Here is a 26352-nt window from a genome sequence, read left to right on the forward strand (position 1 = left end):
CATGGCTCGCACCCAGCTGATGGAGACCACCGACGAGGCGGTCGCGGGCATCGAGGACGGATCCACCGTGCTGGTGGGCGGGTTCGGCCTCGCCGGCATGCCGTTCGACCTCATCGACGCGCTGATCCGGCAGGGCGCCAAGGACCTCACGATCGTGTCCAACAATGCCGGCAACGGCGAGGTCGGCCTGGCCGCGCTGCTCAAGGCCGGCCGCGTGCGCAAGGTCGTCTGCTCCTTCCCTCGCCAGGCCGACTCCTACGTCTTCGACGAGCTCTACCTGTCCGGCGAGCTGGAGCTCGAGGTCGTCCCGCAGGGCAACCTCGCCGAGCGGATGCGGGCCGCTGGTGCCGGGATCGGCGCGTTCTACAGCCCCACCGCCGTCGGAACGCCGCTCGCGGAGGGCAAGGAGTCGCGGGTGATCGACGGGCGGGAGTACCTGCTCGAGTACCCGATCAAGGGCGACTACGCGCTCATCTCCGCCCACACCGCCGACCGGCTCGGCAACTTGGTCTACCGCAAGACCGCCCGCAACTTCGGCCCGGTGATGGCCGCCGCGGCCACCACGACCATCGCCCAGGTGAGCAGCGTCGTCCCGACCGGCGCACTGGACCCCGAGGCCGTCGTCACCCCGTCCATCTACGTCGACCGCGTGGTCGCCGTCGAGGCCCGCCACTACACCGTGCAGGGAGCCCGCTGATGACCGTCGAGCACTTGGACCGCGGCCCGCTCACGATGGACGAGCTCGCCGAGGTGATCGCCCGCGACATCCCCGAGGGCTCCTTCGTCAACCTCGGCATCGGCCAGCCGACCAAGATCGCCGACCACCTCCCGGAGGAGCTCGGCGTCATCTTGCACACGGAGAACGGCATGCTCGGGATGGGCCCGGCCGCCCACGGCGACGAGGTCGACGCCGACCTCACCAACGCCGGCAAGGTGCCGGTCACCGAGCTGCCCGGTGCGTCGTACTTCCACCACGCCGACTCCTTCGCGATGATGCGCGGCGGCCACCTCGACGTCTGCGTGCTCGGTGCCTACCAGGTCGCCGCCAACGGCGACCTCGCCAACTGGCACACCGGTCGCCCGGACGCCATCCCCGCCGTCGGTGGCGCGATGGACCTCGCCATCGGCGCGAAGGACGTCTTCGTGATGATGGGCCTGTTCGGCAAGGACGGCTCGCCCAAGCTGGTCCCCGACTGCACCTACCCGCTGACCGGCGTCGGCTGTGTCAGCCGGGTCTACACCGACCACGGGATCTTCGAGGTCGGCGGCCCGGCTGTCGTCGTACGCGAGACGTGGGGGATCTCCGTCGAGGAACTCGGTCGCCGGCTCGGCGTGGCGTTGGCTACAAAGGAGGGGTGACCCCCGACGCCGACTCCTTCCGCGCGCTGGCGCGCAGCTCGCCGTGGCGCTGGCGCACGGTGCACCTGCGCGCGCGGTCGTCGGGCTGGGCCGACGTGGAGGCCTACGTACGACGCCCGGACGGCCTCGCGACCCGGGTCGGCGACCAGGTCCGGGTCGAGACCTTCCCGTACGACGCCGAGCTTCGGCGACAGCGCCCGGTGCTGCGCCCCGACGGCCTGGTTGCGGAGCGGCCGCTGCGGTGGTGGCTGGTCGACGACCCGATCTGGCGTGACTACTACTGGGTCGCGATGCTCGACCCGGAGGAGCTGAGCCACGACGTCGCCATCGACCGTTTGCGCGAGGAGGAGCTCGACGGCCGGCCCGTGTGGCGCGCGGACCTGACGCCGCAGCCGGGCTACGAGGCCCGGTGCGGAGGCGGCTGCTGCGAGCTGTTGTTCAGCGAGGTCTCGTGGCGCAGCGAGGGCAACAGTCGTCCGTTGCCGCAGGGAACCGTCTTCGCGAGCCACTACGACGTCGCCCTCGACGTCGAGAGCGGGATCGTCGTGCGCAGCCTGCCGGTCGGCGCCGAGACGCCCTGGCTGGAGGTCGACGTGCTCGAGGTCGACGGCCCGCCCCCGGGCTGGGCGCAGTTCGAGGCATGACCGACGCCGACGCCCAGCAGGTCCTGCAGCGCTTCCTCTCCGCGGACGGGCGCCTCCTGGACCTGCCCACCCGGCACGCCAAGCGCCTGGTCGTGCTCGACCACGTCGCCCAGCGCTTCGAGCCGGGCCGGCGCTACGACTGGCGCGAGGTCGATGCCCTCCTCGTGCAGGTGCACGACGACCACGCGGCCCTGCGCCGCGCACTCGTCGACGAGGGCTTCTTGACCAGGCAGAGCGACGTCTACTGGCGCAGCGGCGGCACCGTCGACGTCTGATCCTGTCCCAGGCGTGGCCACCGGAGCCGTCCGCCGTCCCCAACCTGCGTCGCGTCGCCCGCTGTCCACAGCCCTGCGGCTCACCCGCGGCACCGTGTCGCACGCTCCGGCCAGCGTCGTGTCCTCCACGACCAACGGAGGTGCCCATGACGGGAGATCGGTACGACGCGCGTGCGGCGCGTGAGGTGTGGCAGCGGCTGCTGTGGCGGCCGACGGAGTCACGACGGGTCCCGACGGCGGAGGCCGAACGGCTCACCGCCTTCTCGGTGACGATCGTCGACCAGATGGCCGAGCGGATCCTGCTGCAGTCCGTCGCCTCGGCGTACGGACTGGGCTGGCAGCCAGCGGAGGTCGTCCACGCGGTGACCCGTCGACTCGGTCGCACCGGCGGCCGGCTGGTCGACCTGGCGGTCGTCGCCGACCACGACCGGCGGGCCGGGACCGTCCACCCGCGCTGGCAGGCCCAGGTGGACCGGCTGTCGGCGTCCTCGGAGGCGACCCGGCTCGACTGGCTGCGCCGCTGGCGGCGGCGCGGCGCCGTCGACCGGCCCCGCTGCTACGACGCCGCGGCCGACGTGTGGCGGGTGCTGGCGCGGCTGCCCCGGGTCCCGCTCCTCGTCCCGCCTCCCGGGGCCGACCCGTCGATCGTCGAGATGGCCTCGCCCACCGGACCGACCGCCGCTGACCCGGCCCTGGAGCGGATCCGCAAGCTGCTGGCGAAGGCGGAGTCGACGGCCTTCGAGGCCGAGGCGCAGGCGCTGACGGCGAAGGCCCAGGAGCTGATGGCCCGCCACGCCGTCGACCGGGCGCGGCTCCTGGGCCGGGCGGCCGACGACCGGCCGCGGATGATCCGCATCCTCCTCGAGCCCCCGTACGCCGCAGCGAAGGGCGTTCTCCTCGCCGCGGTCGCCCGCGCGAATCGCTGCCGTTCGGTCGAGCTCGGCGGGCTCGGCCTCGCCGCCGTCGTCGGGCACGCGGAGGACCTCGCCACCGTCGAGGTCCTGTTCACCTCGCTGCTCGTCCAGGCGGGCCACGCCCTCGCAGCCGCGGCCCACGGCGCCGGCAGCGGCGAGCGCCCCCGGTCGGCCGCCTTCCGGCAGTCCTTCCACCTCGGCTTCGCCGCGCGGATCCGCGAGCGTCTGGTCGCCGTCGAGGCGCAGGTGCTCGCCGACCCGGGATCCTCCGGCGCGCTCCCGGTCCTGCGCTCCCGCGTCGCCGAGGTCGAGGAGGAGTTCGAGCGGCTGTTCGCCGGGCGGCTGCATGAGCGCAACGTCGGCGGACGGTACGACGCCCTGGGCGCGGCGCAGGGGCGCACGGCGGGCGACCGGGCCCGATTGCACGCTGGCGAGCTCTCAGCGTGACGAGGCACGATGAGGCACCCGGCGTCGCCCGCCCCGGGGCGCACCCGAGCGGACCTCGACCGGGTGCCCGACGACGGCGACCGCCACGAGTGGCCGCGCCCTCGACCTCGCGCTCGTCCCGGCGCGCCCGCTCGACTGATCGCTGCCGGGGGAGTTCCCCAGTTCGCCCACCGCGAACGCCGGAACACCACGAACCCGGAACGCATTGGAAGGTGCATGACGAACCCGATCCAGCTTCCGGTGCTGTTCCTCTCCGACGTGGTGGTGCTCCCCGGCATGGTGGTCCGGGTCGAGCTCGACGAGCCCGCCCGCGCTGCCATCGACGCCGCCCAGATCGCCTCCCGCGAGAGCGGTGGGACCGCCCAGGTCCTCCTCGCGCCCCGCTTCGAGGACCGCTACGCGTCGTACGGCGTCGTGGCGAGTGTCGAGAAGGTCGGCCGGTTCTCCGGCGGTGAGCCCGCTGCGGTGCTCAAGGCCGGTGGACGTGCCCGCATCGGCAGCGGCGTGACCGGTCCCGGCGCGGCCCTGTGGGTCGAGGTCGAGCCGGTCGACGGCGGTGTCGTGGACGACGACGTCCGCGCGCTCGCCGAGGACTACCGCAAGCTCGTCGTGGGCCTGCTGCAGCGCCGTGAGGCCTGGCAGGTCGCCGACCAGGTGACCCGGATCGACGACCCGGCGACGCTGGCCGACACGGCCGGCTACGCGCCGTACCTCTCCGACGACCGCAAGCGCCAGCTCCTCGAGACCCCCGAGGTCGCCGAGCGGCTGCGGCTGCTGGTCGAGTGGACCCGCGACTTCGTCGCGGAGTCCGAGGTCAGCGACAAGATCGACGCCGACGTGCGCGAGTCGCTGGAGAAGAACCAGCGCGAGTTCCTGCTGCGCCAGCAGCTCGCCGCGATCCGCAAGGAGCTCGGGGAGGGCGACCCCGAGGGCGGCGACGACTACCGTGCCCGGGTCGAGGCCGCCGACGTCCCCGACGCGGTCCGCGAGGCGCTGCTGCGCGAGGTCGACAAGCTCGAGCGGTCCAGCGACCAGAACCCCGAGGCCGGCTGGATCCGGACGTGGCTCGACACCGTCCTCGACCTGCCGTGGAACGTCACGACCGAGGACGACACCGACGTCGTCGCCGCGCGGGCCGTCCTCGACGCCGACCACCACGGGCTGGACGAGGTGAAGGACCGGATCACCGAGTACCTCGCCGTCCGGGCCCGCCGCGCCGAGCGCGGCCTCGAGGTCGTCGGCGGCCGCGGCTCCGGAGCCGTCGTGCTGCTGGCCGGACCTCCCGGAGTCGGCAAGACCTCGCTCGGCGAGTCCGTCGCGCGGGCCCTGGGCCGCAGGTTCGTCCGCGTCGCGCTCGGTGGAGTCCGCGACGAGGCGGAGATCCGCGGCCACCGGCGCACGTACGTCGGCGCGCTGCCCGGCCGCGTCGTGCGGGCCATCAAGGAGGCCGGCTCGATGAACCCGGTCGTGCTGCTCGACGAGGTCGACAAGGTCGGCTCCGACTACCGGGGGGACCCGGCGGCGGCCCTGCTCGAGGTCCTCGACCCCGCGCAGAACCACACCTTCCGCGACCACTACCTCGAGCTCGACCTCGACCTGTCCGACGTGCTGTTCATCGCGACGGCCAACGACATCGGCTCGATCCCGGCCGCGCTTCTCGACCGCATGGAGCTGGTCTCCATCGACGGCTACACCGAGGAGGACAAGGTCGCGATCGCCCGCGACTTCCTGGTCCCGCGCCAGCTCGAGCGGGCTGCGCTGTCGCCCGACGAGGTGACCATCACCGACGAGGCGTTGCGCGAGATCGCGGCGAACTACACCCGCGAGGCCGGCGTGCGCCAGGTCGAGCGGCTGCTCGCCAAGGCGTTCCGCAAGGCCACCGCCCGGCTGGCGTCGGGCGCGGCCGACCGCGTCGACATCGGCGTCGACTCCCTGGTCGAGCTGATCGGCCGGCCGCGGTTCACCCCCGACGTCGAGGAGCGCACGTCGGTCCCCGGTGTCGCCACCGGGCTCGCGGTCACGGGCATGGGCGGAGACGTCCTGTACGTCGAGACCTCGGTCGCCGCGGGGGAGACGGGCCTGACGGTCACGGGTCAGCTGGGCGACGTGATGAAGGAGTCGGCGCGGATCGCGCTCTCGTGGGTGCGCTCGCACGCCGCCGAGCTCGGCATCCCGGCCGAGGCCTTCGAGCGGTCGATCCACGTGCACTTCCCCGCGGGCGCGGTGCCCAAGGACGGGCCGTCCGCCGGCGTCACCATGGTCACCGCGCTGGTCTCGCTGCTGACCGGTCGCCCGGTCCGCTCGGACATCGCGATGACCGGCGAGGTCACCCTGTCCGGCCGGGTGCTCCCGATCGGCGGGGTGAAGCAGAAGCTGCTCGCCGCCCAGCGTGCCGGCGTCGCCGAGGTGTTCATCCCCGAGCGCAACCGCCCCGACCTGGACGACGTCCCGGCCGAGATCCTGGAGGCGCTGACCGTCACCCCCGTGGGTGCGGTCACCGAGATCCTGGAGCGGGCGCTCGTGGTCGCGGACACCGCCTCGGCCGCGGCCTGACCTGCCTGCGTCGCAACGACCGGGTTCGTCGTGGGATCAGCCGATCCCCGGCGAGCTCGGTCGTTGCGACGTCCACGCTCAGGCGCCGGCGAGGTCCTCGGCGTCGATGATCCGGTAGGCGTAGCCCTGCTCGGCCAGGAACCGCTGCCGGTTCTGGGCGAACTCCGCGTCGACGGTGTCGCGCGCGACGATCGTGTAGAAGTGCGCGACCTTCCGCTCGCCACCGGGCCCCGGGGGCCCCGGGCGGAGCAGGCGGCCGAGCCGCTGCGCCTCCTCCTGCCGCGAGCCGAACGACCCGGACACCTGGATCGCGACCTCGGCGGTCGGCAGGTCGATCGAGAAGTTCGCGACCTTCGAGACGACCAGCAGCCCGATCTCGCCGGAGCGGAAGCCGTCGAAGAGGCGTTGCCGCTCCTTGACCGTGGTCTGCCCGGTGATCACCGGCGCGTCCAGCGCGGTGGCCAGCTCGTCGAGCTGCTCGAGGTACTGGCCGATGACCAGCGTCGGCTGCCCGGCGTGCCGGGCCACGAGGTCCCGCACCACGCCCAGCTTCTCCGGCGTGCACGCGGCCAGCCGGTAGCGCTCCTCCGGGTCGGCGGTCGCGTACGACATCCGCGACGCGTCCGGGAGCGAGACCCGCACCTCGATGCAGTCGGCGGGCGCGATCCAGCCCTGCGCCTCGATGTCCTTCCACGGGGCGTCGTAGCGCTTCGGTCCGATCAGCGAGAACACGTCGCCCTCGCGGCCGTCCTCGCGCACCAGCGTCGCGGTCAGCCCGATCCGCCGCCGCGCCTGCAGGTCGGCGGTCATCCGGAAGATCGGCGCCGGCAGCAGGTGCACCTCGTCGTAGACGATCAGGCCCCAGTCGCGCGCGTCGAACAGCTCGAGGTGCGGGTAGACGCCCTTCCGCTTGGTCGTGATGACCTGGTACGTCGCGATGGTGACCGGCCGGATCTCCTTGACGGTGCCGGAGTACTCGCCGATCTCGTCCTCGGTCAGTGACGTGCGGCGCACCAGCTCGTCCTTCCACTGCCGGGCGCTCACCGTGTTGGTGACCAGGATCAGCGTGGTCGCCTGCGCATGGGCCATGGCCGCCGCGCCGACCAGCGTCTTGCCGGCGCCGCAGGGCAGGACGACGACGCCCGACCCGCCGTGCCAGAACGACTCGGCCGCGTCGCGCTGGTAGTCGCGCAGCGTCCAGTCCTCCTCGGCCAGCGCGATGGGGTGCGCCTCGCCGTCGACGTAGCCGGCGTAGTCCTCGGCCGGCCAGCCCAGCTTGAGCAGCGCCTGCTTGAGGTTGCCCCGCTCCGAGGGGTGGACCGCGACGGTGTCGTCGTCGATCCGGGCGCCGAGCATGCCGGCGACCTTCTTGGCGCGCAGCACCTCCTCGAGCACCGGCCGGTCGCTGGAGGCCAGCACCAGCCCGTGCACGGGGTGCTTCTCGAGCCGCAGCCGGCCGTAGCGCGCCATCGTCTCGGCGACGTCGACCAGCAGCGCGTGGGGGACCGGGTAGCGCGACCAGGTCAGCAGCGTGTCGACGACCTGCTCCGCGTCGTGGCCGGCGGCCCGGGCGTTCCACAGACCCAGCGGCGTCAGCCGGTAGGTGTGGATGTGCTCGGGGGAGCGCTCCAGCTCGGCGAACGGTGCGATCGCCTTGCGGCACTCGGCGGCCTGCGGGTGGTCGACCTCCAGCAGCAGCGACTTGTCCGACTGCACGATCAGGGGTCCGTCTGTCACCGCACGAGTTTACGAGACGGGGACCACCCGGCTGATCCGGTGCACGGGATACCGGCGCTCGGCGTCCGGGTCGTCGTCGGCCGCGTCGGCGTCGAACGCCGTGAGCTGGCCGCCCTCGACCATCAGTGGCAGCACCGCCCGCTCCGAGACGACCCCCTGGTTGTCGGTGAACCCGATGAGGACCACGCCCCGCCGCTCGATCGCCTCGCGCAGCGCCGAGAGCACACCCCCGCCTGCGGTGGAGGCCGACGCTGGCCGTGATCGCGCAGCCTCGTCGCCCTCACGCATCGTCGCGACCGCGGCGACGACCTGGGCGGCCTGGCGGGCCGTCGCCCGTGCCGCGTCGGCGCTCTCCCGGGTCCGCGGGGTGCGGGCACGCAGCGAGTCCGTGGCGCCGACCCGGACCACGCCGTCCGGTCCCTCGACCACGGGGGCCAGGCCGAGCTCGCGCAACCGCGGGAGCAGCACGTCGATCGGCAGCGTCGAGACGACGACGGTCGGGGCGATCCGCTGCAGCCCGAGCGCCGAGGCCTTCGGGTGGTTGACGAGCGCGGCCAGCGCCGCCTCGTCCTCGGAGCGCACGAAGGACGACGCCAGACCGACGCGCAGCCGGCCGAAGGAACGGACCACGTCGTCGATCAGGTAGCTCAGCGGCTGCGGGACCGGCGTGCGGGACGCGGCGAGCACGAACGCGTGCAGCTCGGCCGCGGTCCAGCCGGCGTCCAGCGCACGTCGTACGGAGTCGGCGGTGAAGCGGTAGACCGTCGCGGCGCCGTGCGAGTCCACGTCGGCGACCTGCTGCAGCTGCCGCGCCAGGTCCGGCTCGAGCGGGCCGGGCGCGACGGCGGTCAGGTCGGCCTGGATCAGCACGTGGTCGACGGGCGGTGGCAGCAGCTCGGCCAGCGCGGGCGTCGGGTCCTCGCCGGCCAGCAGCAGCCGGGCGTACGACGCCAGCACGTCCGCGCCCGTCAGGCCGAGGACGGCCGCCTCGGCGACCGCCCACGCCACCAGGTCGGGACGGGTCCGGGGCCGGCGCGGCCGCTCCCACGCGACCCGCGCGACCAGCGACGGCAGGCCGGTGCCGGCGGCGAGGCCGTGGCCCTCGGGCAGGTCGGCGAGGACGGCGAGCGCCATCGCCTTGGCCTCGGGCATCCCGGCCGCCGACAGCTCGGGGGTCAGCGCGTTCCACGGCTTCTGGTCTGGGCCGCGCTCGCCGACCAGCGACGGCAGCCGCGGGCTCGACAGCCAGGCCCGGGCCAGCACGGTCCACCGCTCGGCGACCGGGCGCTCGGCCCACTCGTCGAACGCCGACGTCGGCACCCACACCGGGTTCCCGTCGGCGTCCGCCCGCGTGCCGGCCAACCCGGCCTCGTGCGCGAGCTCGACGATCAGGGCGGCCTCGGGCTCGGAGACCTGCAGCTGGTTCGCAGCCGCCCTCAGCTCGCGGACCCCGAGGCCCGTGGTGCGCAGCGCGGCCGCCGGGCGGGTGCCCCACCACTCGAGGAGCAGTCCGACGCGTCGTACGACGTCCGTGGCGGCGCCCAGCGCGGCGCTCGCCGCCAGCCGTGGCGACCGCTCCTCCGACGCGACCGGTGGCGCGACGTCGACCGGCTCGGTCGTCGTACGGCCACCGCGGACCGCGATCCCGACCTCGCCGGGCACGACCAGCAGGCCCGACAGGAGGGACCCGCCCGGCACCAGCAGCCGGTGCGCGACGAGCAGCTCGGCAGGCGTGTCCGCGTCCTCCGGGCGCAGCCCGACCCGGACCGACCCGGACTTGGCCGTGCCCCCCTCGGCGATGACGTGGTCGAGCAGCGCGCGGGCGCCCGGCGGCAGCGCCGCCAGCGCCTCAGCGATCTCCTCGGGCGCACGCGGGGCGGCCGTCCGCGGTCGCAGCCCGCTGACGCCGGCATCGGGTCCGCCGACCATCGCGTCGGCGACGCCGCTCAGTGCCCGCAGACCCTCGGGGGAGTCCCACGCGACCGCGAGGTCGCGCAGCCGGGCGAGTGTCGTGGCGACGTACGCCGGCTCGGCGCGGACGATCGCGGCGAGTTCTGGATCGGTGGTTTGACCGGCGACGACGAGGGCATCCAGTACCGAGAGCTCGCCTCGGGTGAGGCCGTCGAGCGCGCGAGCGATCGAGTTCCTCACCGCAGCGCGGGACGCAAGTTGTCCGAAGTCGTGAGGGGCAGGGGTGGCCAGGTCGGGACGAGCGGTGAGCAGGCGCTGGAGCCGATCGTCGGGCCACGACCGCAGCTGGTCGGCCAACGACCGGTGTCCGCTCGGTCCCGCTCCCACGGTGCCAACGCTAGGGCACGCATGAAGCGGGTCGAGCTGCAGCACGGTGCCGCGACCGACGTCGGCCGGGTCCGGCAGGTCAACGAGGACGCCTTCCTCGCCGATCCGCCCGTCTTCGCGGTGGCCGACGGGATGGGCGGGCACGACCGCGGTGACGTCGCCAGCCGGTACGCCGTCGAGGAGCTCGCGCACCTCGCGCACCGCAGCTACGAGCTCGAGGACGGCACCACCGCCGTCGACGCCGCGCTCCAGGCCGCCCAGGACCGACTGCTCGCCTACGACGAGGAGCAGCGCGCGGCCGGCGCCGGCGACGGCTTCGCGGCCGGGACCACCGTCGTGCTCGCCCTGCTCGTGGAGTCGGTGGACGGGCCGCACTGGCTGCTCGCCAACGTCGGCGACTCCCGGATCTACCGGTGGAACGACGGGGAGCTCGAGCAAGTCAGCGTCGACCACAGCCTGGTCCAGGAGCTGGTCGACGCCGGCCGGATCTCGCCCGACGACGCGGCCGTGCACCCGAACCGCAACGTCATCACCCGCGCCCTGGGCGGCGCGGCGATGCCGGGCGCCGTGAGCGGCGCCGCCGACTACTACCTGCTGCCCCTCGCGGCCGCCGAGCGGCTGCTGCTGTGCTCGGACGGGGTCAGTGGCATGGTGGACGACGTGACCATCGCCTCGATCCTCGCCGAGCACGACGACCCGCGCGATGCCGCGGACGCCCTCGTCGCCGCCGCGGTCGCCGCGGGCGGGCACGACAACGCCACGGCGGTCGTGGTCGATGTGGTGGGATTGGCACACGTTGACCCGTACGACTCGCGCACGCAGCGGCTGAGTCTGGAGCAGAAGTTGGGGGCCCTCCCATGAGCGAGACCGGCACTGCCTGGTCGTACCGGACCGGCACGTGGTTCGCGGTCTTCGGACCCGAGGCCGCCATCGTCCTGCCGCAGTCGCAGAAGGACCAGGTCGTCGCTCTGTGGGCGATGGTCGACGGCGGCGCCGGCTTCGACGAGGTGCTCGACGGCCTGCTCGCCTCGGGACTGAGCCGGATCCCCGGCTTCGTGCTGGTCTCCACCGACGAGGGCCCGACCCGCTTCCTGCTGCGCGGCGCCGACGTGGTCGCCACCGTCACCGCTGCCGGGGAGACCGTGACCGTCGACGGCGGCGCCAGCCACACCTGGGTCGAGCGCAGCCTCGACGACGTCACCGCGCTGAGCATCAGCCTCCCGGCGGGCGACGGCGAGGTCGACGACACCGACTTCCCGATCCTCACCGGGCTGGTCCGGGTCGGCCGGATCGACCGCCCGGCCGTCGAGACCGCTGCGGCCGCACCTGCGCCGCTCGCCGAGCCCGAGCCGGTCGCCGAGCCGGAGGCTGCTGCCGAGCCGGAGCCCGAGCCCGAGCCGGAACCCGAGCTCGAGCCGGAGCCCGAGCCGGAGCCCGCCGTCGAGTCCCAGCCCGCGCCCGCACCTTCGCTGGGCGGCGCGCACCTCGCGCTCGACGAGCCCAGCCCGCTCGACGAGCGTGCGTCGGCGGTGACCGAGGCGGCATACCTCGACGACGGCCCCGCCACCGAGGTGATGGACGTCGTCGACGAGTCGATGGACGAGCCACTCGCCGAGGCACCCCAGGAGCCCGCGCCCGACGGCTGGGTGACCCCGTGGGACACCCCCGGGGCCGACGGCGCCGTCACCGACGACGCCGACGACGCCGCGGACCCGCTCGACGAGCCGCCGACGCCCGCCGTACCCGCCCCGTCGTTCCCGCCGCTGGGCGGTGCGACCGAGGTCGCGCCGCCGGGCTGGGTGCCGCCCCCGCCGCCGGGCCCGCCCGCGCCGCCCGTTCCCGGGGCACCCGACCTGCCCGACGCACCGCCGCTGCCGGTCGGCTCGTGGGAGCCGGTGGGAGGGGTCTCCGCGCCGCCGGGCCCCGGCATCGAGCACGACGGCTTCACCGTCGCGGGCGCCGGCGAGCCGCCGGCACCGCTGGTCCCGCCGGTGCCCGGCACCCCCGCCGCGCCGCCGGTCACCCAGCCGGTCGCCAAGCTCCTGGTCTCCGACGGCCAGTCGATCATCGTCGACCGGGCGGTCCTGATCGGCCGGGCACCGGAGGCCCGCCGGTTCACCTCGACCGAGCAGCCGACCCTCGTCACGGTCCCCAGCCGGCTCCACGAGATCTCCTCCACGCACGTCGAGGTCCGTCCCGGCACCGGCGCCGACCTCGGCACCGCCGTCGTGACCGACATGGGCTCGACGAACGGCACCGTCCTGGTGCAGCCGGGCCTCGGTCCGGAGGACCTCAAGCCCGGAATCGCCGTCCAGCTGATCCCCGGAGCCACCATCAACCTCGGTGACGGGATCACCATCCAGGTCACCCGTCCCTGACCCTGCCGCTACTCGGAGCGCCCTGCATGTCGCACGTCCCCACCCCGCCACCCCTCGCCGCCGGTGATCTGCGTCCGGCGGAGATGGAGCGACGGTTCACCGCCTTCGTCATCGACCGGGCGGTGGGCTGGGGCGTCGCCGCAGCGGCCGCCGTCGGCGTGTGGCGGCTGGTCGACCCCGACAACGGTGCAGTCGTCGTGCTCACATTCCTCGGCGTCGCGGCGCTGGTCGGGCTGGTGCTCGCCGTCCTGGTCGGTACGACGGGACTGACCCCGGGCAAGGCGGCCACCGGACTGCGGGTGGTGCGGCGCACGACGGGCCGCCCGATCGGCGTCGGCGCCGCCCTGCTGCGGGCGATCGTGCTCGGCATCGCCGGGCTGCCCACCGCCGGGCTCGGCCTGGCCACCTTCGCCTGGACCGCCGCGATGGACCCCGCGCGCCAGCGCCGCGGGCTGCACGACCGGATCGGCGACGCGATGGTCGTCGACGTCCGACCGGTCGAGGTCGAGGTGGCGCCGGTGGTCGAGCGGCCGCAGCAGATCGTGAACCTCACCGCCATGCGGCTGCTGCCCTCGCCGGTCGAGGAGCACCCCACGCCGATCCCGGAGCCCACGCCCCCGACGCCCACCCCGACGCCCACCCCGACGCCCACCCCGACGCCCGTGCCCGCACCGGTCGCGACGCCAGCTCCAGCACCGGCTCCCGTCGCATCTCCGGTCCCCGCTCCCGCGCCGGTCCCGGCCGCCGGGCCGGCCCCGGTTCCCCAGGCCCGCCCGACGCCGCCGGCACCGCCGCCGGCCGCTGCTGCGGCCGCCGCGCCCCGGGTCCCGGTCGAGCAGACCCGTGTGCGTCCCGAGCCCGGCGCCGACCCGGCAGCGGTGCCGCCGAGCCCCGCGACGGTGCGGTGGCGGGTGGCGTTCGACACCGGGGAGGCGTTCGTCGTCGAGGGGCTCGCGCTCGTCGGCCGACGCCCGGAGCCGCGGCCGGGGGAGGAGGCGCGGCACGTCGTCCCCCTGCGCTCCTCCGACATGTCGCTGTCCAAGACCCACGCCCAGTTCCAGGTGGCCCCGGACGGTGCGCTCGTGGTGATGGACCGCGGGTCGACCAACGGCTCCTACGTCATCCGCAAGGGCATGTCGCGCTCGCTGTCGCCCGGCCGGCCGAGCACGCTGCTCGCCGGTGACGAGGTGCGCTTCGGCGACCGCACGATGCGGGTCGAGCGCGAGTCCTGAGCGTCGGGACTCAGGCCGAGGCCCACTCCCGGCGCAGCAACCCGTAGACCGCGGTGTCGCTCCACGTCCCGTCGCGGTCGGCATAGTCCTCGCGGGTGTGCGCCTCGTGGCGCATCCCGAGCCGCTCGCACAGCCGCGCCGAGGCGAGGTTGCGCGGGTCGAGCCGCGCCATCAGCCGGTGGAGGGGGTAGTGCGTGAACGCCAGGTCCACCAGTGCCCGGGCCGCCTCGGTCGCGAAGCCGCGGCCGGCGTGCTCGGGCGCGAACACCCAGCCCAGCTCGCCGATCCCCGGCGGGTCGCTCTCCCCGTGGCGGTCGGTGAAGCGCAGCATCAGGTCGCCGACGAGCACGCCGTCGTGGACCGCGGCCAGGGCCAGGATCTCGCCGGGCACCGACGGCGCCGTACCGGCGACGAGCCGCTCCATCCGTCCGGCCAGCCCCTCGGCGTCGAGCGCCGGGAACGGCAGGTAGCGGGTCACCTCGGGATCGGAGCAGTACGCGCCGATCGCCGCACCGTCCGAGGCCACGATGGTCCTCAGCACCAGCCGCTCGGTCGTGAGGGGCAGGGGCGGTGCCGGCAGCACGGGGGCGGTCAATTCGGTTGCCACGTCGGTGAGAATAGGTGGCGGCACGGACACTACGATGTGCCGCGCGTGCGCCCGACCGGTGCGCACGCCTGCGATGACGAGAGGTTGGGCGGACCCGTGCCGACTGGCAAGGTGAAGTGGTACGACGCGGAGAAGGGCTTCGGCTTCCTCTCCCAGCAGGGCGGCGAGGACGTCTACGTCCGCGCCGACGCACTGCCCGAGGGCGTGACCACCCTCAAGGCGGGCACCCGCGTCGAGTTCGGCATCGCCCAGGGGCGGCGCGGCGAGCAGGCCCTCCAGGTCCGCGTCCTCGACGCGCCCGCGTCGGTCTCGCGCAACCAGCAGCAGGCCAAGCGCAAGAAGCCCGAGGAGATGGTCCCGATCGTCGAGGACCTGATCCGCCTGCTCGACGGCGTCGGCGAGGCCTACCGCCACGGTCGCCACCCCGATCGTCGTACGGCGCAGCCGGTGGCCAAGCTGCTGCGCGCGCTGGCCGACGAGCTGGAGTCCTGAGCGCGGTCCGGTTGCTCAGGCAGCCGGCGCCGGCCTCGGCGCGGGTCGCTGTGGCCGGCTGCGCAGCACGAACACCGCCCAGGCCGTCAGCAGCACCGCGGCGAACGCCAGCCCCACCCCGTTGACGGCGGGGTAGGACATCACGACGCCGAGGAAGCCGCCGAACACCCACGCCAGCTGCAGGGTGGTGTCGCCCTTGGCGAAGGCGCTGGCGTGCGCGCGCACGGGGACGCCGATCTGGATCGTCGAGTCGAGGGACACCTTGGCGAGGTACTGCATCAGCCCGACCGTCAGGCCGAGCGCCAGCAGGGGGAGCAGGCCGTAGAACACCGTCGCCAGCACCAGCGCGACGATGTCGGCGACGAGGGCGACCACGACCATCACGGCCGGGTTGATCCTGCGGGCGAGCGAGGCGACCACGATCCCGAGGGTGTTGCCGAGCCCGGCGGCGCCGATGACCAGGCCGACGAGCAGCGTCGAGCGGGTCTTGGTCTCCCAGCCGTCGAGGGGCTCGGTGGCCAGCACGAAGGTCATGAACATGGTCAGGAAGCCCGACAGCAGCCGGGGACCGCAGTTGGCGCGCAGCGCGAACGCGACCTTCGGGGGCAGGCCGTTGCGGCGCGCGCCCGCACCGCGTCCGCCGAGGGACTCCTCGCCGGACGACGCGTCGACCCGGCTCGGCAGCAGGATCGCGGCGATGGTGCCGATCGTGAACACGACGAAGGCGTAGCGACAGGCCCACTCCGGACCGATCCAGTACGCCGCACCGGCGAGCGGCCCGGACACGCAGGCACCGACCACGCCCGCGAGGGCGACCCGCCCGTTGGCCTTGACCAGGGTGATCTCGCTGGGCAGCAGCCGGGGGACGGCGGCAGCCTTCGCGACGCCGTAGGCCTTGGAGGAGACGAGGACGCCGAGTGCGGCGACGTAGAACCAGGGCGAGCCGTCGCCCAGGGTCCCGGCCAGCACCCAGCACAGGAACGCCCGCAGCGCGAAGGTGGCGCCGATCGCCCAGCGGCGCCCGTGGCTGAACCGGTCGAGGAAGGGGCCGATCAGCGGCGCGACGATCGCGAACGGGACCATGGTGAGGCCGAGGAACAGCAGCACCGGACCGCGCTCGCCGCTGGTCGCGCCGGCGAAGAAGACGGTGCCGGCGAGCGCGATCGCGAACGCCGAGTCGCCGGCCGCGTTGGCGGCGTGCAGCTCGATCAGCCGGTTCAGCCCGGACCGCTCGGCACCCTGCGCGCCCGCGGCCCTGCGGGCCTGGCGCACGGTCGCCCGGCTGGCCCGGCCGGTCACGGTGGCGAATCCCTTGAGCCCGCGGGCGGTCGCCTTGGCGCCGGTGCCGATGGTGGAGCCCACGGCCCGCATCGAGCCGGTCTCGGTGAGCTCCGGGCTCGGTCCGCCCCCGGCGCCCGGTGGGCTGGCCGGTGGGCTGGCCGGCGGGCGCTGGTCCGGACCGTGCGTGCTCACGCCTCTATCTTGCCTGCCCCGACGTGACGACCACCGGTGGCATGGGGGATGCTGTGCCGGTGTCCACCCTGGAGCGCAAGCTGACCGACGCCGCCACCGCCGATGCCGTGGACGCGGCACGCGCTGCGCTGCTCGAGGAGGTCGACGCGTCCGACGTGGGCGAGCACACCGGCCACCAGGTCGACGGGCTCCGCGTCGTCACCCACCTCTTCGAGTGCTCCCGCAAGGGCTACCGCGGCTGGCACTGGGCGGTCACGCTCACCCGCGCCTCCCGCCAGCGCAAGGTGACCGTGGTCGAGGTCGTGCTGCTGCCCGGCCCCGACGCGATCGTCGCCCCGGCCTGGGTGCCCTACCGCGACCGCCTGCGCCCCGGCGACATGTCGCCCGGCGACCTGCTGCCCGTCGCCGACGACGACCCGCGCCTGGTGCCGACGTACTCCTTCGGCGACGACCCGCTCGACACCGACGAGAAGGCCCAGATCCGCGCGGTCGCCAAGGACCTCGGCCTGGGCCGGGTCCGTGTCCTGTCCCCGGAGGGCCGCGACGCCGCCGCCGAGCGCTGGTACGACGGGGAGGCCGGCCCCGACGCGCCGATCGCCAAGTCCGCCCCGCACCACTGCTACTCCTGCGGCTTCCTGGTCCGCCTCACCGGCCCGCTGTCCGAGCTCTTCGGCGTGTGCGCCAACGGCGACGCCAACGACGACGGTCGCGTGGTCGCGCTCCAGCACGGCTGCGGCGCGCACTCCGAGGTGCGCCTGAGCAAGCGGCAGCAGCCGCAACCGCCCGCGCCTCCCGTCGTCGACACGATCTCGCTGGACGACCTCGAGCGTTTCTGAGTCATTCGGCTCGCTTCGCTCGCATGTCGGGCGCCCTTTGGCGCGTGATCTTCCCTCGCTGCGCTCGCTTCCTCGCTAGCGCTCGGTCGCTCGCTCCGCTCAGTCCAGATCACGCGGGGCGCCCGACGGGATCCAGCCGAATGACGCTCGTCCGCGCAGGACAATCAGCCGAGCCCCGTCGCGCGCGCCGCGTTGCCTGGACGGAGCGAAGCGAGCGCCAGCGAGCGCAGCGGAGGAAGGCAACGCGTCCAAGCGCGCGCGACATGCGCGAGCGAAGCGAGCGCCAGACCAACACCGTCAGTCCCTTGCGGAGCGCACCGACCCGCGCCACCCGACCCAACGGCATCAACCCTGCGCCAACACCGCCACCGAGTAGAGGTCGTCCACGGGGCGCAGGTCGTACCCACCGAACCGGTGCTGCACGACCAGCCCCGCCGCCGCGACGTCGGCGACGAACTCGTCGAGCGGGTACACCCGTGCGGTAGTCGGGCCCTGCTGCAGGTGGAAGCCGACCAGGATCCGCCCGCCCGGCGCGAGCAGTGAGCCGAGGCGGCGCAGCACCGCGACCTCGGTGTCCTCGGCGACGAAGGTGAGCACGTTGCCGACGCAGACGACGAGGTCGTAGGCGAGCGGTGCGCCTGCGGCGGCGAGCGCCTCGGGGGACAGGGCGAGGATCTCCAGCGGGATGACCGGCAGCTCGGGGAAGGTGCGACGCGACTGCTCGACGAGCGCCGGGTCGGGCTCTGCGGCGGTGACCCGGTGGCCCAGGGAGAGCAGGTGGGCGCCGATCCGGCCCATGCCGGACCCGGCGTCGAGGATCGTCGCGCCGCGCTCGACGAGGGTGTCGGCCAGGCGCGCCTCGCCGACCACGTCGGCGCCGTCGGCGATCAGCTCGGCGAACCGCGCGCCGTACCCCGACGTCTTCGCCCCGCCCAGCGCCCACCGGGTGGGCGGCAGGGGAGCCTCACCCATCGACATCGACACCGGCATCGGGACCAGCGCCCGCATCCAGCTCGCGCTCGGCGCGGACCTGGCGCCGGCGCTTGCAGTACTCCGAGCCGAGCAGGCCGAGTCCGACGCCGGTCAGGCACATCCACAGCAGCCAGGTGCGCCCGTCCTCCTGGAGCCGGCCGTAGAACGGCAGCAGGCCGAGGAAGGCGACGAGGAACAGCGCAGTGCCGACCTGGACCGTCCGCACGCCGTCGACGTCGAGCGGCTCGACGGGGGCGATCAGGTAGGTCCGGTTGCCGAACTCGTGCTGGGTCGGCTGGTCGTCGCGGAGCTCCACGCAGATCACTCTACTCCGGGCGGAATGATTACCGAAGGTAATGACTTATGCTAACGACATGCCGACTCTGGAGAAGCACGTGCGCAGCAATGCGGGGCTCGCGACCGAGCTCCGCTTCGCGGTCATGCGCCTGCGGCGCCGGCTCGCCCGCGAGCGGCATCCCGACAACGACCTCAGCGTCTCGTCGATGGCGGTGCTCTACGCGCTCAACCGCCACGGCGACCTCACCATCGGCGCCCTGGCCGCGCGCGAGCAGGTGCAGCCGCCGAGCATGACCCGCACCGTGACGGCCCTGGCCGAGGCCGGCCTGGTCGAGCGGTGCGCCCACCCCACCGACGGCCGGCAGGTCGTCGTACGCATGACCGACGAGGGTCGAGCGGTGGTCGCCGCCGACCTCACCCGCCGCGACCGCTGGCTCTCGCGCCGCCTCGAGGACCTGAGCGCCGAGGAGCGTGACGTGCTGCGCCGCGCGGCCCCCATCCTGCAACGCCTGGCTGAAGCCGACTGACCCGAAGGAGATCCCACGAGCCCCCGATTCCGCTCCCTGTCCCACCCCAACTACCGGCTGTACTTCGCCGGCAGTCTCGTGTCCAACGTCGGCACGTGGATGCAGCGCGTCGCCCAGGACTGGCTGGTCCTGACCATCCCCGGCAACGGCGGCGCCGCGCTCGGCATCACGACCGGCCTCCAGTTCCTCCCGGTCCTGCTGCTCTCGCCCTACGCCGGCGTCGTCGCCGACCGCATCTCCAAGCGGGTCCTGCTGCAGGTCACCCAGGCGATGATGGCGCTGGCCTCGCTCGCGCTCGGCCTGATCGCGGTGCTCGGCACGGCGCAGACCTGGCACGTCTACGTCATCGCGTTCGTGTTCGGCATCGGCGCGGCGTTCGACGCACCCGCCCGGCAGGCCTTCGTCTCCGAGATGGTCGGCGCCGAGGACGTCACCAACGCGGTCAGCCTCAACTCCGCCGCGTTCAACGCCGCGCGGCTGATCGGACCCGGGCTGGCCGGCCTGCTGATCGGCCTCGGCGGAGGCGGGATGCGCGCGACAGGCTGGGTCATCCTCGCCAACGCGCTGTCCTACCTGGCCGTGATCGCCCAGCTGCGCCGGATGGACGCCTCGGCCCTCCACTCGCCCCGCCCCGCCGCCCGCACGCCCGGCATGCTCCGCGAGGGCGTGACCTACCTGCGCGGCCAGCCGAAGATGCTGATGATCCTCGTCCTCGTCTTCTTCATCGGCACCTTCGGGATGAACTTCCAGATCACCTCCGCGCTGATGGCGACCGAGGTCTTCGGCAAGGGAGCCGAGGAGTACGGCGTGCTCGGCTCGGTCCTCGCGATCGGCTCGCTCACCGGAGCCCTGGTCGCGGCCGGCCGGACCCAGGTCCGGGTCCGGCTGCTGATGGGCGCCGCCGTCGCGTTCGGCGCGCTCGAGATCGCGGCCGGCCTGGCGCCGACGTACCTCGCCTTCGTGCTGCTGTGCCCCCTGCTCGGCTTCTCGGTGATCACCGTGCTCAACTCGTGCAACGCGCTGCTGCAGACCGAGTCCGCGCCGGCGCTGCGCGGGCGGGTGATGGCGATCTACATGACGATCGTGATGGGCGGCACCCCGCTGGGCTCGCCGGTCATCGGCTGGATCGGCGAGCAGTTCGGAGCACGCTGGACCCTGGTCGTCGGTGGGGCCCTGGTGCTGGTCGGTGTCGGGCTCGCGGTCGTCGTGCGCCGGGCGGCGGTGGCGCGCCTCGAGCCGACCACCGGCTCGACCCCGGCCGTCGCGCCTGCCATGCTTCGCCCGTGAACTCGGCCGAAGACCTCGCCCCCGCGAACCCGATCGACCGCTTCTTCCGCATCTCCGAGCGGGGCTCCAGCCTCGGTCAGGAGCTCCGCGGCGGCGTGGTCACCTTCTTCACGATGGCCTACATCGTGGTGCTCAACCCGCTGATCCTCGGTTACGCGACCGACATCGACGGCAAGTTCCTCGGCGGCGGCAGCGCCCCGAACCTCGCGGCGATCGCCGCCGGCACGGCGCTGGTGGCGGGCGTGCTGACGATCCTGATGGGCGTCGTCGCCAACTACCCGCTCGCGCTCGCCACGGGCCTGGGCCTCAACGCGTTCCTCGCGTTCGCGGTCGCCAGCCAGATGACCTGGGCCGACGCGATGGGCCTGGTGGTGATCGAGGGTGTCCTGATCCTGGTCCTGGTCCTCACCGGGTTCCGCACGGCGGTCTTCCGCGCCGTCCCCGCCCAGCTCAAGGTCGCCATCTCGGTCGGCATCGGCCTGTTCATCGCCCTGATCGGCTTCGTCGACGCCGGCGTGGTGAAGCGGATCCCCGACGCCGCCAAGACGACCGTCCCGGTCCAGCTCGGCGCCGACGGCAGCCTGAGCGGCTGGCCGGTCCTGGTCTTCGTGGTCGGCCTGCTGCTGATGCTGGCCCTGTGGGTGCGCAAGGTCCGCGGGTCGATCCTGATCTCGATCGTCGTGATGACGGTGGTCGCGGTCGTGGTCGAGGCGGTCGGTGACCTGGGTGCCTCCGCGGAGAAGGCCGGCGGCTGGGCGCTCACCGTGCCCGCCTGGAGCGGTGACTTCCACGCGCCCGACTTCGGCACCCTGGGCGAGTTCGACCTGCTCGGCTCCTGGGACAAGGTCGGCGTCGTGACGGTCCTGCTGCTCGTGTTCTCGCTGATGCTCGCCGACTTCTTCGACACCATGGGCACCATGACCGCCATCGGCGCCGAGGCCAACCTCCTCGACGAGGAGGGGATGCCGCCCCACGCCGACCGGATCCTCGTGGTCGACTCGGTCGCCGCGATCGCCGGCGGCGCGGCCGGTGTCTCGTCGAACACCTCGTACATCGAGTCGGCCTCGGGCGTCGGCGAGGGCGCCCGCACCGGGCTGGCCTCCGTGGTCACCGGCGTGCTCTTCCTGGCGACCATCTTCGCCTCGCCGCTGGTCGCGATGATCCCCTCCGAGGCCGCGGTCCCCGCCCTGGTCCTGGTCGGCTTCTTGATGATGCAGCAGATCACCGGCATCTCCTGGGACGACGTCGAGATCGCGATCCCGGCCTTCCTGACCATCGTCCTGATGCCGTTCACGTACTCGATCTCGGTCGGCATCGGCGCCGGGTTCGTGTCCTACGCGTTCCTCAAGGTGGTCCGCGGCAAGGCCCGCGAGCTGCACCCGCTGCTGTGGGTCGTGGCCGGCCTGTTCGTCATCTACTTCGCCATCGACCCGATCACCCGCTGGCTGACCTGAGCCCACGCCGCTCAGGCGTGCGTCCCGCATTTTGACCCGCGTTCGGGGCGGCCGGTAATCTCGAATCTCGTGTCTGGGGCCACCCGGCACGTCGAGCATGCCCTCAGCCCGCCGCCCTCATCGGCGTGGCGAGCGGGGGAGCGCTCCCGGCACTCCGCATCACCGCATCACCCCGAGCCCGGCACCGCGCCAGGCCGTGATTACCACCGAAAGGGAACCACCAGGTGCCCACCATCAATCAGTTGGTCCGCAAGGGCCGCCAGGACAAGGTGTCGAAGACCAAGACGCCTGCCCTGAAGGGTTCGCCCCAGCGTCGCGGTGTGTGCACCCGCGTCTACACCACCACCCCGAAGAAGCCGAACTCCGCCCTCCGGAAGGTCGCCCGCGTGCGCCTGTCCAGCGGCGTCGAGGTCACCGCCTACATCCCGGGTGAGGGTCACAACCTGCAGGAGCACTCGATCGTGCTCGTCCGTGGCGGTCGTGTGAAGGACCTGCCCGGTGTTCGCTACAAGGTCATCCGCGGCGCTCTGGACACCCAGGCCGTGAAGAACCGTAAGCAGGCTCGCAGCCGCTACGGCGCCAAGAAGGAGAAGAGCTGACATGCCGCGCAAGGGCCCCGCGCCGAAGCGCCCGATCGACGTCGACCCGGTCTACGGTTCGCAGCTGGTGACCCAGCTGGTGTCGAAGGTGCTCCAGGACGGCAAGAAGCAGGTCGCTCAGCGGATCGTCTACTCCGCCCTGGAGGGCACCCGCGAGAAGACGGGCGTCGACCCGGTCATCACCCTCAAGCGTGCGCTCGACAACGTGCGCCCCGCGCTCGAGGTCAAGTCCCGCCGCGTCGGTGGCGCGACCTACCAGGTCCCGATCGAGGTCAAGGGCAACCGCGGCACCACGCTGTCGCTGCGCTGGCTGGTCGGCTACGCCCAGGAGCGTCGCGAGAAGACCATGGCCGAGCGCCTGCAGAACGAGATCCTCGACGCAGCCAACGGCCTCGGTGCCGCGGTGAAGAAGCGCGAGGACACCCACAAGATGGCCGAGTCCAACAAGGCCTTCGCTCACTACCGCTGGTGATCCTCACCGGGGCGGGCCCGCTACCGCGGCGCCCGCTCCGGCACCACCAGTTCCATCCCCTTACCTAAGGAACGCTGACTCACGTGGCAGTCGACATCACGACGGACCTGAACGTCGTCCGCAACATCGGCATCATGGCGCACATCGACGCCGGCAAGACCACCACCACCGAGCGCATCCTGTTCTACACCGGCATCACCTACAAGATCGGTGAGGTCCACGATGGCGGCGCCACGATGGACTGGATGGAGCAGGAGCAGGAGCGCGGCATCACGATCACGTCGGCCGCGACGACCTGCTGGTGGAAGAAGCACCAGATCAACATCATCGACACCCCCGGGCACGTCGACTTCACCGTCGAGGTCGAGCGCTCGCTGCGCGTCCTCGACGGCGCCGTCGCGGTGTTCGACGGTGTCGCCGGCGTGGAGCCCCAGTCGCAGACCGTGTGGCGCCAGGCCAACAAGTACGCCGTCCCGCGGATGTGCTTCGTCAACAAGCTCGACCGGACCGGTGCGGACTTCTACCGCGTCGTCGACTCGATCGTGCAGAAGCTCAACTCCACCCCGCTGGTCCTCCAGATCCCGATCGGTGCCGAGCAGGACTTCATCGGCGTCGTCGACCTGGTCGAGATGAACGCCAAGGTCTGGCGCGGTGAGACCCAGCAGGGCGAGGACTACGTCGTCGAGGAGATCCCCGCCGACCTCGCCGACAAGGCTGCGGAGTACCGCGAGAAGCTCATCGAGACCCTCGCCGAGGCCGACGACGAGATCATGGAGGTCTACCTCGAGGACGGCGACACGTTCGACGTGCCGACCCTCAAGGCCGCCATCCGTCGCGCGACCCTCGCCGACAAGGTCAACCCGATCCTCACCGGCACCGCGTTCAAGAACAAGGGCGTCCAGCCCCTGCTCGACGCGATCGTCGACTACCTCCCCTCCCCGCTCGACGTCGACGCGATCGTCGGCCACAAGCCGGGCGCCGAGGAGACCGAGGAGAACGAGGTCGTCCGCAAGCCGTCGAGCGACGAGCCGCTGTCCGCCCTGGCGTTCAAGATCGCCGCTGACCCGCACCTGGGCAAGCTGACCTTCGTCCGCGTCTACTCGGGCAAGCTCGAGGCCGGCGCGACCGTGCTCAACGCGAGCAACGGCCGCAAGGAGCGGATCGGCAAGGTCTACCAGATGCACGCCAACAAGCGTGAGGAGATCGCGTCGGTCGGCGCCGGTCAGATCGTCGCCGTGATGGGTCTCAAGGACACCCGGACCGGTCACACGCTCTCCGACAACGCCAAGCCCGTCGTGCTCGAGTCGATGACCTTCCCGGCCCCGGTGATCTCGGTCGCCATCGAGCCGAAGACCAAGGCCGACCAGGAGAAGCTCGGTGTGGCCATCGGCCGCCTCGCCGAGGAGGACCCGACCTTCGTCGTCAAGACCGACGAGGAGACCGGCCAGACCATCATCTCCGGCATGGGCGAGCTCCACCTGGAGATCCTCGTCGACCGGATGAAGCGCGAGTTCAAGGTCGAGGCGACCGTCGGCAAGCCGCAGGTCGCCTACCGCGAGACCATCCGCGGCAAGGTCGAGAACCACAGCTACACCCACAAGAAGCAGACCGGTGGTTCGGGTCAGTTCGCCAAGATCGTCATCTCGATCGAGCCGAACATCGACCCGGAGACCGGCCTCGGTGCTGGCTACGAGTTCATCAACAACGTGACCGGTGGTCGCGTCCCGCGTGAGTACATCCCGTCGGTCGACAACGGCGCCCAGGAGGCCATGGAGTTCGGCGTCCTCGCCGGCTACCCGATGGTCGACGTGAAGGTCGCCCTCGAGGACGGCGCGTACCACGACGTGGACTCGTCCGAGCTCGCGTTCAAGATCGCCGGCATCCAGGCGTTCAAGGAGGCCGCGCGCCAGGCGCGTCCGGTCCTCCTCGAGCCGATGTTCGCCGTCGAGGTGACCACCCCCGAGGACTTCCTCGGCACGGTCATCGGTGACATCAACAGCCGTCGCGGTCAGATCCGCGCGCAGGAGGAGCGTCACGGCGACATCGTCGTCAGCGCCCTCGTGCCGCTGTCCGAGATGTTCGGGTACGTTGGCGACCTGAGGTCCAAGACCTCCGGTCAGGCGTCGTACTCGATGGAGTTCGACTCGTACGCCGAGGTTCCCACGAACATCGCCGACGAGATCATCAAGAAGGCGCGCGGCGAGTAGTCCCCACCCGGGACTGCTCCATGCAGACCCTCGGCGCACCACCCCTTTAGTACGAGTCAAGTAACAACACACCAGGAGGAGCCCCAGTGGCTAAGGCGAAGTTCGAGCGGACCAAGCCGCACGTCAACATCGGCACGATCGGTCACATCGACCACGGCAAGACCACGCTGACGGCGGCCATTTCGAAGGTCCTGCACGACGCGTACCCGGACCTCAACGAGGCCTCGCCGTTCGACCAGATCGACAAGGCTCCCGAGGAGCGCCAGCGCGGTATCACGATCTCGATCGCGCACATCGAGTACCAGACCGAGGCGCGCCACTACGCGCACGTCGACTGCCCCGGTCACGCGGACTACATCAAGAACATGATCACCGGTGCCGCCCAGATGGACGGCGCGATCCTGGTGGTCGCCGCGACCGACGGCCCGATGCCGCAGACCCGTGAGCACGTGCTGCTCGCCCGCCAGGTCGGCGTCCCCGCCCTGGTCGTCGCGCTCAACAAGTGCGACATGGTCGACGACGACGAGCTCATCGAGCTCGTCGAGATGGAGGTGCGCGAGCTCCTCTCCGAGTACGAGTACCCGGGCGACGACGTTCCGGTCGTGCGCGTCGCGGCCTTCCCGGCGCTCAACGGCGACGAGAAGTGGGGCCAGTCGGTCCTCGAGCTCATGTCGGCCGTCGACGAGTACATCCCGCAGCCCGAGCGTGAGGTCGACAAGCCCTTCCTCATGCCCGTCGAGGACGTCTTCACGATCACCGGTCGTGGCACCGTCATCACCGGTCGTATCGAGCGCGGCATCGTCAAGGTCAACGAGGAGGTCGAGATCATCGGCATCCGCGAGGGCTCGCAGAAGACCACCGTCACCGGTGTCGAGATGTTCCGCAAGCTGCTCGACGAGGGCCAGGCCGGTGAGAACGTCGGTCTGCTCCTGCGCGGCACCAAGCGCGAGGACGTCGAGCGCGGCATGGTCGTGGTGAAGCCGGGTACCACCACCCCGCACACCAACTTCGAGGCCAGCGTCTACATCCTCTCGAAGGAGGAGGGCGGCCGTCACACGCCGTTCTTCAACAACTACCGTCCGCAGTTCTACTTCCGGACCACCGACGTGACCGGCGTCGTGACCCTTCCCGAGGGCACCGAGATGGTCATGCCGGGCGACAACACGGACATGACGGTCGAGCTCATCCAGCCGATCGCCATGGACGAGGGTCTGAAGTTCGCGATCCGTGAGGGTGGCCGCACCGTCGGCGCCGGCCGGGTCACGAAGATCACCAAGTGATCTGACCTGCTC

At 72.5% G+C, this 26352-nt stretch carries 24 protein-coding genes; 18 read left to right on the plus strand and 6 right to left on the minus strand.

Features of this window, described 5'->3' with window-relative positions:
* The first annotated feature begins 1 nt into the window (after position 1).
* The 6 genes from BJ958_RS25060 (at position 2) to lon (ending at position 6192) form a co-directional block, all read left to right on the plus strand.
* Complete coding sequence (locus tag BJ958_RS25060) at positions 2-697, plus strand: 3-oxoacid CoA-transferase subunit A (RefSeq protein ID WP_179729497.1); 696 nt, start codon at positions 2-4, stop codon at positions 695-697.
* Positions 697-1359 (plus strand): 3-oxoacid CoA-transferase subunit B, encoded by a 663-nt coding sequence (locus BJ958_RS25065; protein ID WP_179729498.1) that lies wholly within the window; start codon positions 697-699, stop codon positions 1357-1359. Before BJ958_RS25060 ends, BJ958_RS25065 begins: the two co-directional genes overlap by 1 nt.
* On the plus strand, positions 1356-2003 hold the full coding sequence (locus tag BJ958_RS25070; RefSeq protein WP_179729499.1) for a hypothetical protein: 648 nt from the start codon (positions 1356-1358) through the stop codon (positions 2001-2003). The genes BJ958_RS25065 and BJ958_RS25070 overlap by 4 nt, the downstream gene beginning before the upstream one ends.
* Complete coding sequence (locus BJ958_RS25075) at positions 2000-2278, plus strand: DUF2087 domain-containing protein (RefSeq protein WP_179729500.1); 279 nt, start codon at positions 2000-2002, stop codon at positions 2276-2278. Before BJ958_RS25070 ends, BJ958_RS25075 begins: the two co-directional genes overlap by 4 nt.
* A 146-nt stretch (positions 2279-2424) precedes the next feature.
* Positions 2425-3639, plus strand: coding sequence for a DUF2786 domain-containing protein (locus BJ958_RS25080; RefSeq protein WP_179729501.1), 1215 nt, complete (start codon positions 2425-2427; stop codon positions 3637-3639).
* 216 nt (positions 3640-3855) lie between these two features.
* Positions 3856-6192 (plus strand): endopeptidase La, encoded by a 2337-nt coding sequence (gene lon / locus BJ958_RS25085; protein ID WP_179729502.1) that lies wholly within the window; start codon positions 3856-3858, stop codon positions 6190-6192.
* A gap of 78 nt (positions 6193-6270) precedes the next feature.
* On the opposite strand, the gene BJ958_RS25090 is transcribed toward lon, so the two are convergent.
* Entirely contained in the window at positions 6271-7929 is a 1659-nt protein-coding gene (locus BJ958_RS25090; protein ID WP_179729503.1) for a DNA repair helicase XPB, read from the minus strand.
* Positions 7930-7938: 9 nt separating this feature from the next.
* A complete protein-coding gene (locus BJ958_RS25095) occupies positions 7939-10080 on the minus strand; it encodes a helicase-associated domain-containing protein (RefSeq protein ID WP_343052791.1) in 2142 nt (713 codons plus the stop codon).
* A gap of 168 nt (positions 10081-10248) precedes the next feature.
* On the opposite strand from BJ958_RS25095, the gene BJ958_RS25100 reads away from it, so the two are divergent.
* The 3 genes from BJ958_RS25100 to BJ958_RS25110 are packed head-to-tail and all read left to right on the plus strand — an operon-like array spanning position 10249 to position 13837.
* Entirely contained in the window at positions 10249-11088 is an 840-nt protein-coding gene (locus tag BJ958_RS25100) for a PP2C family protein-serine/threonine phosphatase (RefSeq protein ID WP_179729505.1), read from the plus strand.
* Complete coding sequence (locus BJ958_RS25105) at positions 11085-12605, plus strand: FHA domain-containing protein (protein ID WP_179729506.1); 1521 nt, start codon at positions 11085-11087, stop codon at positions 12603-12605. Before BJ958_RS25100 ends, BJ958_RS25105 begins: the two co-directional genes overlap by 4 nt.
* Positions 12606-12631: 26 nt before the next feature.
* The gene (locus BJ958_RS25110; protein ID WP_179729507.1) at positions 12632-13837 is read left to right on the plus strand and encodes an RDD family protein; all 1206 of its coding nucleotides are present in this window, start codon (positions 12632-12634) and stop codon (positions 13835-13837) included.
* A gap of 10 nt (positions 13838-13847) precedes the next feature.
* Here BJ958_RS25110 and BJ958_RS25115 read toward each other — a convergent pair whose 3' ends face one another.
* Positions 13848-14444 (minus strand): GNAT family N-acetyltransferase, encoded by a 597-nt coding sequence (locus BJ958_RS25115; protein WP_179729508.1) that lies wholly within the window; start codon positions 14442-14444, stop codon positions 13848-13850.
* A 96-nt stretch (positions 14445-14540) separates the two neighbouring features.
* Between BJ958_RS25115 and BJ958_RS25120 the strand changes: the two genes are divergently transcribed.
* On the plus strand, positions 14541-14936 hold the full coding sequence (locus tag BJ958_RS25120) for a cold-shock protein (RefSeq protein WP_139624783.1): 396 nt from the start codon (positions 14541-14543) through the stop codon (positions 14934-14936).
* A 15-nt stretch (positions 14937-14951) separates the two neighbouring features.
* Here the strand turns inward: BJ958_RS25120 and BJ958_RS25125 are convergent, their stop codons facing one another.
* Entirely contained in the window at positions 14952-16409 is a 1458-nt protein-coding gene (locus BJ958_RS25125; protein ID WP_273520350.1) for an MFS transporter, read from the minus strand.
* A gap of 59 nt (positions 16410-16468) precedes the next feature.
* On the opposite strand from BJ958_RS25125, the gene BJ958_RS25130 reads away from it, so the two are divergent.
* A complete protein-coding gene (locus BJ958_RS25130) occupies positions 16469-17245 on the plus strand; it encodes a DUF3027 domain-containing protein (protein ID WP_273520349.1) in 777 nt (258 codons plus the stop codon).
* A gap of 345 nt (positions 17246-17590) precedes the next feature.
* On the opposite strand, the gene BJ958_RS25135 is transcribed toward BJ958_RS25130, so the two are convergent.
* Together BJ958_RS25135 and BJ958_RS25140 are read right to left on the minus strand one after the other, a co-directional pair.
* The gene (locus tag BJ958_RS25135) at positions 17591-18217 is read right to left on the minus strand and encodes a class I SAM-dependent methyltransferase (protein WP_179729509.1); all 627 of its coding nucleotides are present in this window, start codon (positions 18215-18217) and stop codon (positions 17591-17593) included.
* Positions 18210-18533, minus strand: a complete 324-nt coding sequence (locus BJ958_RS25140; protein WP_273520347.1) for a DUF2530 domain-containing protein — start codon at positions 18531-18533, stop codon at positions 18210-18212. Before BJ958_RS25140 ends, BJ958_RS25135 begins: the two co-directional genes overlap by 8 nt.
* Before the next feature lie 58 nt (positions 18534-18591).
* Between BJ958_RS25140 and BJ958_RS25145 the strand changes: the two genes are divergently transcribed.
* The 7 genes from BJ958_RS25145 to tuf all read left to right on the plus strand — a co-directional run bounded on the left by BJ958_RS25145 (position 18592) and on the right by tuf (position 26340).
* On the plus strand, positions 18592-19041 hold the full coding sequence (locus tag BJ958_RS25145; RefSeq protein WP_246319099.1) for a MarR family transcriptional regulator: 450 nt from the start codon (positions 18592-18594) through the stop codon (positions 19039-19041).
* A 36-nt stretch (positions 19042-19077) separates the two neighbouring features.
* Positions 19078-20328 (plus strand): MFS transporter, encoded by a 1251-nt coding sequence (locus BJ958_RS25150; protein ID WP_179730381.1) that lies wholly within the window; start codon positions 19078-19080, stop codon positions 20326-20328.
* Positions 20325-21782 (plus strand): solute carrier family 23 protein, encoded by a 1458-nt coding sequence (locus tag BJ958_RS25155; protein ID WP_179729511.1) that lies wholly within the window; start codon positions 20325-20327, stop codon positions 21780-21782. The genes BJ958_RS25150 and BJ958_RS25155 overlap by 4 nt, the downstream gene beginning before the upstream one ends.
* Before the next feature lie 224 nt (positions 21783-22006).
* Entirely contained in the window at positions 22007-22381 is a 375-nt protein-coding gene (gene rpsL, locus BJ958_RS25160) for a 30S ribosomal protein S12 (protein WP_038677267.1), read from the plus strand.
* A 1-nt stretch (position 22382) separates the two neighbouring features.
* Positions 22383-22853 (plus strand): 30S ribosomal protein S7, encoded by a 471-nt coding sequence (rpsG, locus tag BJ958_RS25165; RefSeq protein WP_141800194.1) that lies wholly within the window; start codon positions 22383-22385, stop codon positions 22851-22853.
* Positions 22854-22936: 83 nt separating this feature from the next.
* Complete coding sequence (gene fusA / locus BJ958_RS25170; RefSeq protein WP_179729512.1) at positions 22937-25060, plus strand: elongation factor G; 2124 nt, start codon at positions 22937-22939, stop codon at positions 25058-25060.
* Positions 25061-25146: 86 nt separating this feature from the next.
* A complete protein-coding gene (tuf, locus tag BJ958_RS25175) occupies positions 25147-26340 on the plus strand; it encodes an elongation factor Tu (protein WP_141800192.1) in 1194 nt (397 codons plus the stop codon).
* Positions 26341-26352: the final 12 nt, after the last annotated feature.

This window comes from Nocardioides kongjuensis, from assembly GCF_013409625.1.
GTDB classification, from domain to species: Bacteria; Actinomycetota; Actinomycetes; order Propionibacteriales; family Nocardioidaceae; genus Nocardioides; species Nocardioides kongjuensis.